General features: G+C 65.6%; 14 protein-coding genes and 2 pseudogenes. 7 read left to right on the plus strand and 9 right to left on the minus strand.

Features of this window, described 5'->3' with window-relative positions; translation table 11 throughout:
• Positions 1 to 108: 108 nt before the first annotated feature.
• Positions 109 to 1,278, minus strand: coding sequence for an N-acetylglucosamine-6-phosphate deacetylase (locus FDW81_RS13920; RefSeq protein WP_370279073.1), 1,170 nt, complete (start codon positions 1,276 to 1,278; stop codon positions 109 to 111).
• Positions 1,279 to 1,542: 264 nt separating this feature from the next.
• On the opposite strand from FDW81_RS13920, the gene FDW81_RS13925 reads away from it, so the two are divergent.
• Positions 1,543 to 2,388, plus strand: coding sequence for a hypothetical protein (locus tag FDW81_RS13925; protein WP_240720284.1), 846 nt, complete (start codon positions 1,543 to 1,545; stop codon positions 2,386 to 2,388).
• A gap of 82 nt (positions 2,389 to 2,470) precedes the next feature.
• On the opposite strand, the gene FDW81_RS13930 is transcribed toward FDW81_RS13925, so the two are convergent.
• The gene (locus tag FDW81_RS13930; protein WP_138134773.1) at positions 2,471 to 3,079 is read right to left on the minus strand and encodes a thymidylate kinase; all 609 of its coding nucleotides are present in this window, start codon (positions 3,077 to 3,079) and stop codon (positions 2,471 to 2,473) included.
• Between the two features lie 226 nt (positions 3,080 to 3,305).
• Between FDW81_RS13930 and FDW81_RS13935 the strand changes: the two genes are divergently transcribed.
• Positions 3,306 to 3,566 carry a hypothetical protein gene (locus FDW81_RS13935; RefSeq protein ID WP_138134774.1) on the plus strand — a complete coding sequence of 87 codons (261 nt, stop codon included), beginning with the start codon at positions 3,306 to 3,308 and terminating at the stop codon, positions 3,564 to 3,566.
• A 7-nt stretch (positions 3,567 to 3,573) separates the two neighbouring features.
• Positions 3,574 to 4,509 (plus strand): threonine/serine dehydratase, encoded by a 936-nt coding sequence (locus FDW81_RS13940; protein WP_138134775.1) that lies wholly within the window; start codon positions 3,574 to 3,576, stop codon positions 4,507 to 4,509.
• Positions 4,510 to 4,541: 32 nt separating this feature from the next.
• On the opposite strand, the gene FDW81_RS13945 is transcribed toward FDW81_RS13940, so the two are convergent.
• The 3 genes from FDW81_RS13945 to hisC form a co-directional block, all read right to left on the minus strand.
• On the minus strand, positions 4,542 to 4,880 hold the full coding sequence (locus FDW81_RS13945) for a hypothetical protein (protein ID WP_138134776.1): 339 nt from the start codon (positions 4,878 to 4,880) through the stop codon (positions 4,542 to 4,544).
• Positions 4,881 to 5,017: 137 nt separating this feature from the next.
• Positions 5,018 to 5,704: a YitT family protein gene (locus tag FDW81_RS13950; RefSeq protein WP_370279057.1), complete on the minus strand. Its 687-nt coding sequence runs from the start codon at positions 5,702 to 5,704 to the stop codon at positions 5,018 to 5,020.
• Positions 5,701 to 6,795 carry a histidinol-phosphate transaminase gene (gene hisC, locus FDW81_RS13955; RefSeq protein ID WP_138134777.1) on the minus strand — a complete coding sequence of 365 codons (1,095 nt, stop codon included), beginning with the start codon at positions 6,793 to 6,795 and terminating at the stop codon, positions 5,701 to 5,703. Before hisC ends, FDW81_RS13950 begins: the two co-directional genes overlap by 4 nt.
• Before the next feature lie 91 nt (positions 6,796 to 6,886).
• Between hisC and FDW81_RS13960 the strand changes: the two genes are divergently transcribed.
• Together FDW81_RS13960 and FDW81_RS13965 are read left to right on the plus strand one after the other, a co-directional pair.
• Positions 6,887 to 7,390 (plus strand): Lrp/AsnC family transcriptional regulator, encoded by a 504-nt coding sequence (locus FDW81_RS13960; protein ID WP_138134778.1) that lies wholly within the window; start codon positions 6,887 to 6,889, stop codon positions 7,388 to 7,390.
• Between the two features lie 206 nt (positions 7,391 to 7,596).
• Positions 7,597 to 9,608 (plus strand): annotated as a pseudogene (locus FDW81_RS13965) (rhamnogalacturonan lyase).
• Positions 9,609 to 9,714: 106 nt separating this feature from the next.
• Here the strand turns inward: FDW81_RS13965 and FDW81_RS13970 are convergent.
• The 3 genes and pseudogenes from FDW81_RS13970 to FDW81_RS18160 form a co-directional block, all read right to left on the minus strand.
• Positions 9,715 to 10,677: an SRPBCC family protein gene (locus tag FDW81_RS13970; RefSeq protein ID WP_138134779.1), complete on the minus strand. Its 963-nt coding sequence runs from the start codon at positions 10,675 to 10,677 to the stop codon at positions 9,715 to 9,717.
• Between the two features lie 197 nt (positions 10,678 to 10,874).
• Positions 10,875 to 11,496: pseudogene (locus tag FDW81_RS13975) on the minus strand (hypothetical protein).
• Between the two features lie 59 nt (positions 11,497 to 11,555).
• Positions 11,556 to 11,705: a hypothetical protein gene (locus FDW81_RS18160; RefSeq protein ID WP_171027214.1), complete on the minus strand. Its 150-nt coding sequence runs from the start codon at positions 11,703 to 11,705 to the stop codon at positions 11,556 to 11,558.
• A 210-nt stretch (positions 11,706 to 11,915) separates the two neighbouring features.
• Here FDW81_RS18160 and FDW81_RS13980 point away from each other — a divergent pair, with 210 nt between their 5' ends.
• Complete coding sequence (locus tag FDW81_RS13980) at positions 11,916 to 12,527, plus strand: NADPH-dependent FMN reductase (protein ID WP_138134780.1); 612 nt, start codon at positions 11,916 to 11,918, stop codon at positions 12,525 to 12,527.
• Between the two features lie 139 nt (positions 12,528 to 12,666).
• Here the strand turns inward: FDW81_RS13980 and FDW81_RS13985 are convergent, their stop codons facing one another.
• Positions 12,667 to 13,143 carry a sensor histidine kinase gene (locus FDW81_RS13985; RefSeq protein ID WP_138134781.1) on the minus strand — a complete coding sequence of 159 codons (477 nt, stop codon included), beginning with the start codon at positions 13,141 to 13,143 and terminating at the stop codon, positions 12,667 to 12,669.
• A gap of 187 nt (positions 13,144 to 13,330) precedes the next feature.
• Here FDW81_RS13985 and FDW81_RS13990 point away from each other — a divergent pair, with 187 nt between their 5' ends.
• On the plus strand, positions 13,331 to 13,795 hold the full coding sequence (locus tag FDW81_RS13990; protein ID WP_138134782.1) for a pyridoxamine 5'-phosphate oxidase family protein: 465 nt from the start codon (positions 13,331 to 13,333) through the stop codon (positions 13,793 to 13,795).
• Positions 13,796 to 13,814 lie beyond the last annotated feature (19 nt).

Below are 13,814 nucleotides of genomic sequence, written 5' to 3' on the forward strand. Positions count from 1 at the left end.
TGGGGCTCCCATCTGGTGGGCTCACATCCGGAGTGTGCCAAGGGGCACACGGCGGACAACCGAAGGCCAGTTACCCCGCGCGCAAACATCTGGGGCCAGCATTGATGGCTAGGTGCCCCACGCGGGAGGTGTGGCCCACTCTCCCCGGCGCAGCACTCCGGCGAGCTGAAGATCCTCGTCCACCACCACGACGTCGGCATGCATGCCCTCACGGAGGTCGCCAACCTGCCCGGACAGTCCCAGGACGGACGCAGGGACGGCACTTGCCGCCGTCGTGGCTTCCTGCAGTGTGACTCCTGCCGCCACGGCGGCACGCACGACGTCGAGCAGGGTGGCCGTCCCGCCGGCGATCGCGCCGCTGCCGTCCACCCGGGCCTCGCCGCCCTCCACCGTGACTGCCATGGCACCAAGCCGGTAGTGGCCAGCCTGCAGGCCAGTGGCGGCCATGGAGTCCGTGACGAGTGCAATGTTTTCTGCCCCCACCAGCTCGAACACCAACTTGACTGTCTCTGGTGCGAGATGGACTCCGTCGGCAATCAGCTCCACCACGGCATTGCCGGCACGGGCTGCACTGAGGCTGGCGGCGACCGGCCCGGGGGAGCGGTGGTGGAAGCTGGGCATGGCATTGAACAGGTGCGTGACGGTGGGCCTCACCCTTCCTGTTGGATTCGAAGGTGCGGCCAGTCCCGCGGCTGCCGCCTCGAGGAACGCGGCCGCGGTGCTGACATCCGCAGCGGTATGGCCCAACGATGGAATAATGCCCCGCACCGCCAGCATTTCCGCCAGCTTCACCGCGCCGGAAAGCTCGGCCGCGAGTGTCACGGACACCAGGTGCGGACCCGAGGCGTCGAGCAGGCGGGCCATCAGCGCGGCGTCCGGCTCCAGGAGCAGCGCCGGGTCATGGGCACCGCACTGCTCCTGCGAGAGGAAGGGCCCTTCCAGGTGCGCTCCGGCAACCAGCCCTTCATTCGTCAAAGTCCGCAGCGCCTCGAGGTTCCGGAACAGGTCATCCGGCGTCGCGGTGACCAGGCTGGCCAGCAGCGTGGTGGTTCCCCTGGAGTGCAGGTAGCGGGCGGCGGAGCGGGCGCCGTCGAGGGAACCGCCCGAAAAGTCCGAGCCCAGGGCGCCGTGGCAGTGCAGGTCCACCAGCCCAGGCAGGAGGATGCGCTGCTGTTCTCCTCCGTGGGCGTGCGCAGGCTGGCCGGGAAATTTCGACGCTGGCCCGGCGTAGTTGACCAGTCCGCCGTCGACCGCCAACAGGCCGTCCGCCACATCCATGGTCGCCGAGACAAGGCGCCCGCGAAAAATCAGCTCATTGCGCACGGTGTACGGGTCTCCTGGTCTCAGCACATGCGTTAGCTACCAGCCCCATCCTGCCCCGGAGCTGGCTGCGATTCGGATTATTCCACAGGACTATGGGGCCGGACTTCCGCGGCATGTTCCTGCTGATAGTTACTGCTCCGTTATTTCACTCTCCGCATCGATCCCCTTTACGCTGAGAACACTAAGCATGCTTCCTATTTCAACGAGGGGTTGTACCTGATGCGAAAAGTACCTGCGCTTGGATTGATGACGGCAGCGCTGATTGCCCTGGCCGGCTGCACGGGCGGTGGCGGCGGAGGGGCTGCCAGCCCCACGGCCACGGAAACGGCTTCGGCAACCGCGTCGGAAACCGCTGAAGCCGAGGTCTACAGCGAGGACGAACTCCGCGAACTGATCTCAGGCATGACGGACGGGGACGGCAACGAGCTGAAGCTGTACTCCAAGGAACAGGTGGACCGGGGCGGCAACATCGCCAACCTGCTGCTCAGCACGGCAACCGTGGACCCCGAAGACTGCAAGGACATCGCCACGGCGGGACTGCTGAATACGGTGGAAACCGGTGATGTTGCAGTTGCACTTTCCGAAGGCGACCAGCCGCGCACCCTTTCCGCACAGTCCGGCAGCGAGGGGCCGGACGCCGTGGACGTCCTGACCGACATCAGCGGCAAGATGGACCAGTGCGCCAACTTCTCCGTCCAGGCCCTGGGCCAGACGTATGAGGTGACCAGCGAGGAGCTCCAGGCGGAGACCGACGCGGAGCAGACTTTCGGCTCCCTCAGTACCCGGAGTGGTGAGAACCAGCAGAAGCTGATGCAGGTTTCCGCGGCCGAGGGCCGGCTGCTGGTGGTCGCCACCAAGAGCGGCGCCGACCTGGGCGACACCGACCAGAAGGAACTTGAGGACCTGATCAACGAGGTTCTCCAGAAGGCCGACGGCGGCAGCGCGACTTCCACTTCCACGTCCGGTTCCACCAGCACGTCCCCGCCGATCGGTACAGCCTCACCAATGGCAACGGAGACGGAAGAGAGCGAGACCACCTCGCCCTCGCCGACGGCATCACGCTAGCCCGAGCGTTCCTTATAGGAGGGGCGGGCGGACCCTGGTGTCCTCCCGCCCCTCCCTTTCGGCAATTGGGCGCGGCATCAGGTCATGGGCGGGAGAGCGGGTGCCGCCCAGCAGCAGTGCGAGTAGGAACCTGATCGACCACCCCGGCCAGGCGTTGCGCCAGCTTCCCGGCGGGCAGTGAGGCGTCAACCTTCACGAAGCTTTCGTATTCAGGCAGCCGGCGGTAACCGTTGTCGAAAGCGACGAGGTCCTCCAATGTCTCGGCGTCCGTACCCCGGGCAACGATGCGGCGGTGTGCTTTCACAGGATCTATCTCCAGGTGCACTACCGCATCAGGGGCGGGCAGTGTTTTCAGTAGCCACGGAAGGAAGCGGCCGCGGGGCAGGCCTTTGGTTTCACGGAGGGCCAGCTGGCAGTACAGGTGCCGGTCCATCACCACCAGCCCGCCAAAGAACCTGGCCCGCAGGTGGTTGGCCAGCACGTTCCACACCCGAAAGTTGGTCTCCATGGCGTCGGCAAGCCGGTCCGGCAGCCGGATTCCCAGCCTGGCGCCCAGGACCGACATGCTGCGCCTGCCGGCATGGTTGTTCAGCAGGACTGCTCGGCCACCAGCCCTGCGCACGGCCGAGACAAGGGCTGCGGCCGCAGTTGACTTCCCCGAGCCGTCTATCCCGGTCAGGACAATGATCACGCGGCCTCCTTTCGCCAACGGTTAAACGCCGGGAGGGCCATGGAAGTCCCGGGTGAGTGGTACTTCACAGGTTCAGGGCACTTTCCACAGTTTACGGGCGCAACACTCCTGCAGTGATTCCCGCCGCCCAGAGTTTCCGCTGTCGCAGGTGCGCACCCCGTAGGCTGGAGAGCGGTGCGGGTTTCCGTGCCGGTGACAGGCCAGTACCCAAGCGAAAGGCAGAACCATGACTGCTAGCAACGACGAGCCGCAGAACACCGCAGACCTTCGCGGCCCGGGTGACCCGGACGAGGCAAAGGAAGCCAAGCAGGCCCCGCAGGCAGGCCAGCACCCTGAGCTCCCGCACGCCGGCAACATCCGCGAAGAACAGCAGGTCCACGCCGCCGGAACCGTGCCGGCCTCCTTTGCCGGCAGCGGTGAACCGCCCAGTGAGCACAAGCCCGAGGAAGCGCTGTCGGAGCCGGGAACCTGGGACGACGAGGTCTGATCCGCCTATGATCACCCGCGCCGACGTTGAACAGGCGGTACTCAGGACAGCCGGCCTCACCCGGCTGACGCCTGTCGTTGAAGGCGACCCCGGAGTTTTTCCCGGCCCGGTCTGGTTCAAATGCGAATACACGCAGCACACCGGAACCTTCAAGGCCCGCGGCGCCCTCAACCGGGTGCTCGCCGCCAAGGAACGCGGTGAGCTGAAGCCGGACGTCGGCCTCGTGGTGGCCTCCGGCGGCAACGCAGGAGTGGCGAACGCCTACGCCGCCGCGCAGTTGGGAGTGCCGGCAACAGTGTTCGTCCCGGCCGCCGCCCCCGCTGTAAAGCTCCAGAAGCTCAAGGCCATCGGGGCAACAGTGGTGCAGGGCGGGGCTGAGTACGCGGAGGCCTACCAGGCCGCCATCACCCACGCCCAGGAAACCGGAGCAGTCTACTGCCACGCCTATGACCAACCGGAAATCGCGGCAGGTGCCGGCGCCGTCGGCGTGGAACTGCTGGACCAGGTGGGCGGGCTGGATACCGTCCTGGTTGCCGTGGGCGGGGGCGGCTTGATGGCAGGAATGGCCGCAGCGGTGGAGGGTCGTGCCAAGGTGGTGGCGGTGGAGCCCTATACGGCTCCCACGCTGCATGCCGCCCTGGCCGCGGGAGCGCCGGTGGACGTACCCGTTTCCGGGATCGCGGCCGACTCCCTGGGCGCCCGCCGCATCGGTGACATCGGCTTCTCCGTAGCGGGCCGCACCGGCGTCGAAAGCGTCCTGGTGTCCGACACGGACATTATCGAAGCCCGCCTGAAGCTGTGGGATGACTACCGGATCGTGGTGGAGCATGGGGCCGCTGCCGCATATGCCGCCCTTACCTGCGGCGCCTACGTCGCAGGGGCCGGCGAGCGGGTCGCCGTCATTCTTTGCGGGGCGAACACGGACCCGGCCACCCTGAAGTAGCCGGGCCCACGCAGCGAAAGCTGCGGCTGGAATCAGCTGCAGAAACGGCTGTAGGTGCTGCCCGCTTCCTCGTAGCCTGACTGGAGTTCAGCAAGCTTCGCCTCGTCCGGGGTTTCCTTGGCCTGCTCATCGGTGTATTCAATGATCGACTCGAGGGCACCCTTGAGGTCGTCAGAGGCGACCTCGTGGATGGGGCGGATCTGGTTGGCCAGGCGGTTCATGCCGGTCTTGCCGGCGTTGTTGGCCGGGTTCGACACAACGGACTGGATCCGCTCGCAGGTTTCCGCGGTGGTGAGCTGGTTCGTGGCAGTGCAGGCCGTTGCGGAGACAACGATTCCGGCGGCGATCAGGGCTGTGGCGAATTTCTTCATGGATCCCTCAGTAGTTGTTTGAGGTTTCGATTGTAAGCAGAATGGGCGCCCTGATGCCTTTGCGGGGCGTTCTGGGGTGCCCGGACGGCAAGCAAAACCGCCTCACGGACCCGAGACGGCTACGTTCCCCCCGGCCGCTACTTTCCGAGGTAGCGTCCGGGCCGGTGGTTCAGTGCCAGGATGAGATTCAGCAGGACGGCCCCGGCTGCGGAGAGCAGCACCATCAGCGGCGGAACAAGCGCCAGCGCCGAGAGCACAATCGCCACATCCAGCACCATCTGCACGTAACCGGCCCGCCACCCAAGTTTCTCCTGCAGCAGCAGGGCAAGGATGTTGAAGCCGCCCAGGCTGGACTTGTGCCGGAAGAGGATGAGCAGTCCAACGCCGGCGAGCAGGTTTCCGCCCAGCACGCCGTACACGGGCTGGATATCCAGCGGACCCAGAGCCCACGGATGCAGGCTGGCCATGACCGAAACCAGGGATATGGCGGCACCGGTGCGCAGGGCAAAGTCCCACCCCTTCTTCCAAACCGCCAGGCCAAAAAACGGCAGGTTCACGCAGAAGAAGATCACGCCGAAAGGCAGCGTCAGCCTGTAGCTGAGCAGCAGCGCCAGGCCGGCCGTCCCGCCGGTGACTGCCTCGCTCGACTTGAGCAGGAACAGGCCCAGGGACGCGGCGAACGTGCCGGTGAGAATCCCCAGGAGGTCCTCAAGCAGGGAATGGCGGACGGCCGACGGCGGCGCGGCGGGTGCCGCCGTCGTCCTGCCTTGCTCTGCGGGTGAGTCAGCCGTAGCGGGCTCAGCGTTAACAGTGGAAGTGCTCACTGGTCCGCGAACCTTTCGCGCGCGGACAGCACCGCGAGAACGCGGTCGTTGGTGTCCCTGTCCGCCAAGGTGATGCGGACGCCGTCGCCGGCATAGCCCCTGGCCAGGATGCCGGCGTCGGACAAGGCGGTGAGCAACTGGTCGCGCAGCTCATCGGAGGCGCGGAGCCAGTAGAAGTTGGCCTGGCTGTCCGGCACGACCCAGCCGAAGCTGCGGAGGGCAGCAACAACCCGGGTCCGTTCTTCCGCGACCGCATTGGTCCTAGCCAGGATTTCGTCTTCAGCAGCAAGCGACGCCACCGCAGCGGCCTGGGCCATCCGGTTGACGCCGAAGGGGATGGCGGTGCGGCGGAGACCGTCGGCCAGGGCTGGCCGGGCGATGGCATAGCCGATCCGCAGCCCGGCCAGCCCATAAGCCTTGGAGAACGTCCGAAGGATGCACAGGTTCGGATACCGGCGGTAGAGATCCAGGGCGTCCAGGCCCGGCCCGCGCTGGTATTCGATGTAGGCCTCGTCCAGTACCACCAGGACCCTCGGCGGCACAGACCGGAGGAACTGCTCCAGCGCATCGGCTTCGATGGAAACGCCCGTGGGGTTGTTGGGGGAGCACAGGAGCACCAGGCGGGTCCGGTCCGTGATGGCCGCGTTCATGGCCTCCAGGTCGTGGTGTTCGTTCTCCAGCAGCGGGACGGGAACCGGCACAGCCCCGGCGACGGTGACCAGGATGGGGTACGCCTCGAACGAACGCCACGCGAAGACCACCTCGTCGCCATGGTCGCAGACGGCGGAGATGATCTGCTGCAGCACCCCGGAGCTGCCCGGTCCGGCGGCGATTTCGTCGGCGGACACGCCATGGTGGCGGGCAATCGCGTCGCGGGCCTCCACCGCGCCCATGGACGGGTACCGGTGTATCCGGCCGGCCTCCGCCGAGATCAGGGCGACGACGGACGGCAGGGGAGCGAAGTGGCTCTCGTTTGAGGCCAGGGCAGCGGTCAGTCCCGACTCCGCGCTCTTGCCGGCAACGTATGCGGGGAGTTTTGCCACGGCGGCACGAAGCCCGGGTGCCGACGTTTCGGGCTGGATGCTGGTCATGCAAGCATGGTGGGGCACCTCAGTGCGGATGCGCAACAGGGCTGGTTCCAGCAGGACAGATCGGGGCCAGTGATGAGAAGACGGTGACAAAATGCTCAGTATGCACCTGATCGACTCCCTCGACGCGGAGATCCTCCTCACACTGGACCGGGACCCGCAGGCCACCGTCCTTTCCCTGTCGCGGGCGCTTGGCGTGGCCCGCAATACGGTCCATGCCAGGCTCCGCCGCCTGGTCAACGACGGCAGCCTTGCCCCTTTCAGCCAGCGGGTCCGCACCGAAGCGCTGGGCCTGCCGCTCATTGCGTTCATTTCGATTTCCATCAGCCAGTCCGCCAGCGACGAAGCGATGCAGGCACTGCGCACCATTCCGGAGATCATCGAGATGCACGCCACCACGGGCGACGCGGACCTGCTCGCGAAAGTGGCCGCGAGGGACCCGGCCGACCTGCACAGGGTCACCAACAGCATGCTGGCCGTGGCCGGCGTCGTGCGCACCAGTACAGCCATGTCCTTGGTGGAGGTCATGCCCGCCCGGACGGTGCCGCTGCTGCAGGCTGTAGCGGGGCGAACATCACAGGAGTTTGCGGAGAAGTAGACGCATTGGAACAATTTCTCCCATATAGCGCCGTCAACCCCTTGACCGCCCTTGTCATGCGCTGATACACCTCAAGGGCAGAAAACGTTTCCTCTTGCTTCCAAAACCATCCAATTCCATATGACGGCTGGTCCCGCTGCAGGAGTGAAACGTTACAAGCTGTCGTACGGCAGACTCAGCTGCCGCCGCATCAAAGGAGATGTTCCTTGCCCTATCCATCAAAATGTTCCCTTTCGTCCCGCGCCGGCCGGGCCTGGAAAGCTGCCCCGGTGGCTGCGGCAGCATCGTTGACGGCGGCAGCGCTGGCCTTCACCGGCGTGCCGCTTGCCCAGGCAAACCCAGGCCAGGCAAACCCCAGCACGGCGCCGGCCAGTCCGGGAAGGCAGAGCTCAAGCGCCAGGTTGAGAACCTGGACCGCGCTCCTGTCGCCGTGCTGACGGACCAGGGCGTCACGCTGGGCTGGCGGATGCTGGGCCTGGACCAGGACAGCGTGGGCTTCCACGTGATCCGCGACGGCGTCCAGCTCACCGAAGAGCCCCTCCGCAGCACCACCACCTACGTCGACCCTGACGGCACCGCAGCCTCCAAGTACGTCATCAAGACAGTGGGCAACGGCAACGGACAGGACAAGCTAACTGCGGAATTCACGCCGCTGGCCCAGAACCAACTGTCCATCAAGCTGGATAAGCCGGCGGACGGCGTCAGCAAGGACGGAAAGCCGTACACCTACTCCGCCAATGACGCCACGGTGGCGGACCTGGACGGCGATGGCAGCTACGAAATCATCCAGCTCTGGAACCCTTCCAACGCGCAGGACAACTCCAGGTCCGGGTTCACGGGCAACGTCTACGTGGATGCCTACAAACTGGACGGCACCAAGCTCTGGCGCATTAACCTCGGCCGCAACATCCGTGCCGGCGCGCACTACACCCAGGTCCTGGCCTACGACTTCGACGGTGACGGCAAGGCCGAAGTGTCCATGAAGACGGCGGACGGCACCACGGACGGGGCCGGAGCGGTGATCGGCGACCCCGCGGCGGACTACCGCAACAGCGGCGGCTACATTTTGTCCGGGCCGGAATTCCTCACGGTGTTCAACGGCGCCACCGGCGCAGCGATGGACACGGTGCCTTACGACCCGCCGCGCGGCAACGTGTCTGCCTGGGGCGACGGCTACGGCAACCGCGTTGACCGCTTCCTGGCTGGCGTGGCCTACCTCGACGGCGAAAAGCCGTCCATGATGTTCAGCCGCGGCTACTACACCCGCACCGTCCTGGTCACCTACGACCTGGTGGACGGCAAGCTGGTGAAGCGCTGGACCTTCGACTCGGACGCCTCGGGTGCCGAATACAAGGGCCAGGGCAACCACAACCTCTCCGTGGCTGACGTTGACCAGGACGGCAAGGACGAGTTTGTCTTCGGTTCCATGACCATCGACGACGACGGCAAGCCGCTGTACAACACCAAGCTGGGCCACGGCGACGCCATCCACACCAGCGATTTTGATCCGTCCCGGCCCGGGCTGGAGACGTTCGCCGTGCACGAGAGCATGAGCCAGAGCGGCAACCGCGGCGCCACCTTCCGTGACTCCGCAACCGGCGAAGTGCTCTGGAGCATCCCGGCCGCCAGGGACACCGGCCGTGGTGCAGCGGGGGACATCGACCCCCGCTTTGCCGGTGCTGAGGGCTGGGCTGTGGGCGGGGACGCTGCCTGGAACTCCCCGGTCGGCTACCTGATGTCGGCCAAGGGTGAGCGGATCGCGGAAAAAATCCCCGCTGCCAACTTCCTGGCCTGGTGGGACGGTGACCTGCTCCGCGAAATTGTGGACCATGACTTCGATGCCGCCGCAGGCGTCGGCGTGCCCACCATCTCCAAGTGGAACTGGGAGACCAACACCAGCGACAGGCTCCTGACCGCCACCGGTGCACGGACCAACAACCACACCAAGGGCAACCCTGCTGTCCAGGCCGACCTGCTGGGCGACTGGCGCGAAGAACTGGCCTTCCCGTCGTCGGACAGCACGGAACTGCGGATCTACACCAGCACCTCGCCCACTGGGGTCCGGCTCCGCACCCTGATGCACGATCCCATGTACCGGACCGGCGTGGCACGCGAGAGCGTTGCTTACAACCAGCCGCCGCACCCGAGCTTCTTCATCGGCGAGGGCATGGAAACGCCTGCTGCACCGTCTGTGGTCTACGCAGGGACTGACAGGTAACAGGCGCCCAGAAGAAACAAGGCATAAACAAGTAAGCAGTACACAGCAAAGCGCCGTCCGCCTCGGGGGAGAGGCGGACGGCGCTTTCGTTATGCTGCGCGGGAGGTCAGTGCTGGCCGAGGTTGCCGCCCACAGGCGGCACTCCGCCGTCCGGCCGGCGGTCGTCCCGCAGGCGCTCGGCGGCGCTCAGGTTCTCACCTTCAAGCGTCTCGTCCGACTCGCCCGTAGCGTCCACCAGGCCGTTGGTCTGGTCGAAGGGGTGGCCGATGCGGTCATCGCCGCCCAAGTCGGCGACCGAACCGGTGGAGCCGGCTGCCGCCGTCGTGCCGGCTGCTGCAGTCCCGGTGGTGGCGGCTCCCGTTGTGCCGGTTTCCGTAGTCGTGTCCGTTGTAAGCGGCGTGACGGTGGCCGGCTCGCCGGTAGCGGCTGGGGTGACGGTTTCATCGGCTGCTGCGGTGGTGGTCTCCTTGTTGCCGCCGGCTGCCATGGCTGCTGCTGCGCCTGCCGCCGCGGCAACGCCGAGTCCGGCGGCCACCTTCCCGGAGATGCCTGCCTTGCCGGAGTCGCCCCGGGAGGCGCCGGCGTCTTCCACGCCGGGCGTGCCCACGGCGGCGCCGGGGTTGACCGTGCCGCGCCAGGCACCGCTGGCGTAACCCTCGTCCTCAATGAACTCCTTGAACCGCTGCAGGTCCGCTTCGGCCTGGCGTTCAACCACGTTCAGCTTGTCGCCGACCTTTTCAATCAGGCCTTCGGGCTCGTATTCGAGCGTCAGCTGCACCGAAGTCTGGCCGCCCCCGATATCCTCGAATTCGATGGCACCGGCGTTCGTGGCGCCTTCCGTGGCGGCCCAGGCAACTCTGCGGTCTGGAACCTGCTCAAGAATCTTGGCTTCCCACTGCCGGCGGATGCCGCCGATTTCTGCTACCCATTCCAGCCTGTCGTCGCTGAGCTGGGTGACCTTCTTAACCCCGCCCATGAAGTGCGGGAAGTCCTCGAACTGGGTCCACTGGTTGTAAGCCGTGCTCACCGGTACGTTCACCAGAATGCGTTTTTCCACCTTCGTGCTCATAACGTCTCCTTTGCTGTGTAACCGGAAACTGATGAGTCGGTAAAAATCATCAGCATGCTTACCAACATACCTTTTGGGCGCCGCGGTTTCCAGAGCCTGTCCCGGTGGGGGATAAAAGAGCACCTTCGGGGAGGGTTGCAAAGGACGACGGCGGCACCTGACCGGGTGCCGCCGTCGCGCGTTCTCACAGAGGCGGGTCAGCCCAGGTGGTCGCCGATCAGTGCCAGATTCTGGATCACGGCGAGGCCGAATTGGGCGGTGTCGTTGGTGGACGCCGTGGGCGCCTCGTCCACGGTAAGCAGCACGTGCGGCGGCTGGATCTTCCGCAGCGTGAAGCCGGACTCGTGGTTCAGGTGCTCCCCGCCCTCCGAGAAGCTTGCCCAGGCCCGGGCGGCAAGCTCGGGCTCGTTGAGCCGGGCAGCGGCGAAAGCGGTAAGCCGGCTGTCCGCCTGGGTGAGGTAAATTCCCTCGAGCGGCTGGCCACACCAGGTCCACCAGTTCGCTGCAGATTTCCACCAGACCGAACACGGCGCTGAGGTGGGAAACCTGGATCAGCTCCCGGCCGGTATCGAACCGCCCCCTGTCCAGGCCGTACAGGGCCTCGCCGGTCAGGAATCCGAACTTGAGGGCGCCAATGTCCGCCATGGTGCCGAGGAGCCGGTCGCGGGAGCGCGGGTTGGCGGTTCGCTCCCAGTCAGTAAGCCAGGTGGCGGCGCCGTGATGGGGCGCAATGTGCCCGCAAACAAGGCGGAAAAGCGCTTTCTGAGTCGCTTCAAAATAGAGCGGCGTGCGGCAGGACCGCAAGGGGTGGCCCATCATGTGCAGCGTGAGTTCAGCAGGGCGCCAGGAGAAGCGGTATTCGGCCTACAGGTCAGTTGCTATGAACCGGGCTTCACGGTGTCGTCCGTATCGGGACCTTCGGCCGGATCTTGTGTGTGCACTCGGATTTCTGTGACGTCCGCGTCCGGGTCGCCTTCGGCAGGTGCTTCCGTATGGACCCGCTCATCCTGCAATGGATTGTCGCTCATGTCTGCTCCTGACCGCGCCGGGGACTTCGCTACAGATCATTCAGCTCTCCCCGGCCCGGCCTGTCAAGGACCTTCCGCCACCTCTGGCCGGGCCGGATCTTCTGTGCTGGACTGGTGGGGCAGTGACCACCAGCCGCCGTCACTGCGGCGGTACCATCTCCAGAAGAACATGGAAGGCCGGCACTGACCGGCCTTTGGGAAGGAACACTCATGGCACCGTTCAAGATCGGATATTTCGTAGGAAGCCTGGCAACCGGCTCCATCAACAGGGTCCTCTCGAAAGCGTTGATCAACCTCGCACCGGAAGACCTGGAGTTCACGGAGATTCCCATCAAGGACCTCCCGCTGTACAGCTACGATTACGACGCCGATTTTCCGCCGGCAGCGCGTGCACTGAAGGAGGCCATCGAGAGTTCGGACGGCATCCTTTTTGTTTCGCCGGAGTACAACCGGTCCATCCCGGGTGCACTGAAGAATGCTATCGACTGGGGCTCCCGGCCGTGGGGCAGCAACTCCTTCGCCCGCAAGCCCACCGGCATCATCGGCGCCTCGGTGGGAAGCATCGGCACTGCGGTGATGCAGTCGTCCTTCCGCAGCGTGCTGAGCTTTTTGGACGCCCCGCAGCTGAACGCTCCCGAGGCTTACATCCATTACGACGCGGCCGTCTTCGGTGAGAACGGCGAGGTCAAGAATGACGGCACTGCCAAGTTCCTGCGGCACTACATGGACGAGTATGCCGCGTTCGTTGCCCGGGTCCTGGCTGCCAACGCACCCGGCCACATTGGCGACCTTGAGATCGACGAGGCCAAGCTGACGCGGTAGCCGATCTGGCCGCGGTAGCCGCGGTAACGCGGGAATGTACGGATGCCCGCCGCGCCATTGAGGCGGGCATCCGCGCTTTGGTTGAGGGTGGCTCTTGGTTGTGCTTGGCTTCTTGTTGAGCCAGGCCTTTACTGCCCGCTCAGTCCAGCGGCAGCGTCACCGTGATGCTGGTGCCCTGTCCGGGGGTGGAGTTGATGTTCACGGAGCCGCCTGCTTCCTGTACCGCCACGGACATGAGGCGCAGCCCGTAGCCGTGGTGCCGCCCGCACGTGGCGAGCCGGCTGTCAAAGCCCTTGCCGTCGTCGGACACCACCAGCCGTACCCCGTGGTCAACGGCGCAGAGCTGCACGGTGAGCCGGTGCGCTTCCGCATACTTGTAGGCGTTGCTGAGCGACTCGCGTGCCGACTGGTAGAGGAGGGAGGCGCAGTCCGCCGGGATCTCGATGCCCCAGTGCGGAGTATCCCAGCGGACCACGGTCCCTTGCCGGCGGAGGGGCGCCGTGAGCCGGTCGATGCAGCCGGCCAGCCCCAGGGTGTGGAAGTCGAGCGGGTGCTGGTCCGTGAGCACGCCTCCCACAGTGGTGACTTCCTGTTCCAAAACTGTTCTGTATTCCATGACTTCCTGCTCCCCACAAGCTGGTTTGTGCATGACTTCAGGGTGGACCTGCAACGTCAAAGGGCAGCAAGGTTTACCGCAAGATCCCATCAATTCTTGTGTCGGGCGTAGGGGCAGCTGCCAAGGGAGTCAAGAAGGGGAACGAAGGCCCTACTCCCGCAGGCCCAGTGCGCCTAAACTTCGGGGCATGGGCACTCCAACGCCGGGTTCGGCAACCCACGTTCTCACCGTTGAGGAATGCTGGAAGCTCCTGGCATCCTCCTATATCGGCCGGCTGGCGGTCATCGACGGGTCCACCCCTGAAATTTTTCCGGTGAACTTCGTGCCGGTGCAGCGGGCGATTTTCTTCCGCACGGCCCCGGGAACCAAGCTCCGGTCCTTGCTGACCGGAAACCCGGTGGCTTTGGAGACGGACGCGCTCAATGTCTACGGCACCGAGGTCTGGAGCGTTGTGGTGAAAGGGACGCCAGCGCCGGTGGAAGATGGCGATATGCCGCTGGATCTTGCCGATGCGGACCGTGAACCCTGGGAACAGGGACTCAAGGAACACCTGGTCAGGATCGCCCCCACGGAAGTCACCGGGCGGAGGTTCAGCGTCCATTCGCGGACCCGGTGGTGGCCGCCGCTGGATTTTTCGTCCGACTGGCTCTAGCTCCACGTTGCCGGAGCTT

It is taken from the genome of Pseudarthrobacter sp. NamB4 (assembly GCF_005796185.1).
Classification (GTDB): Bacteria; Actinomycetota; Actinomycetes; order Actinomycetales; family Micrococcaceae; genus Arthrobacter.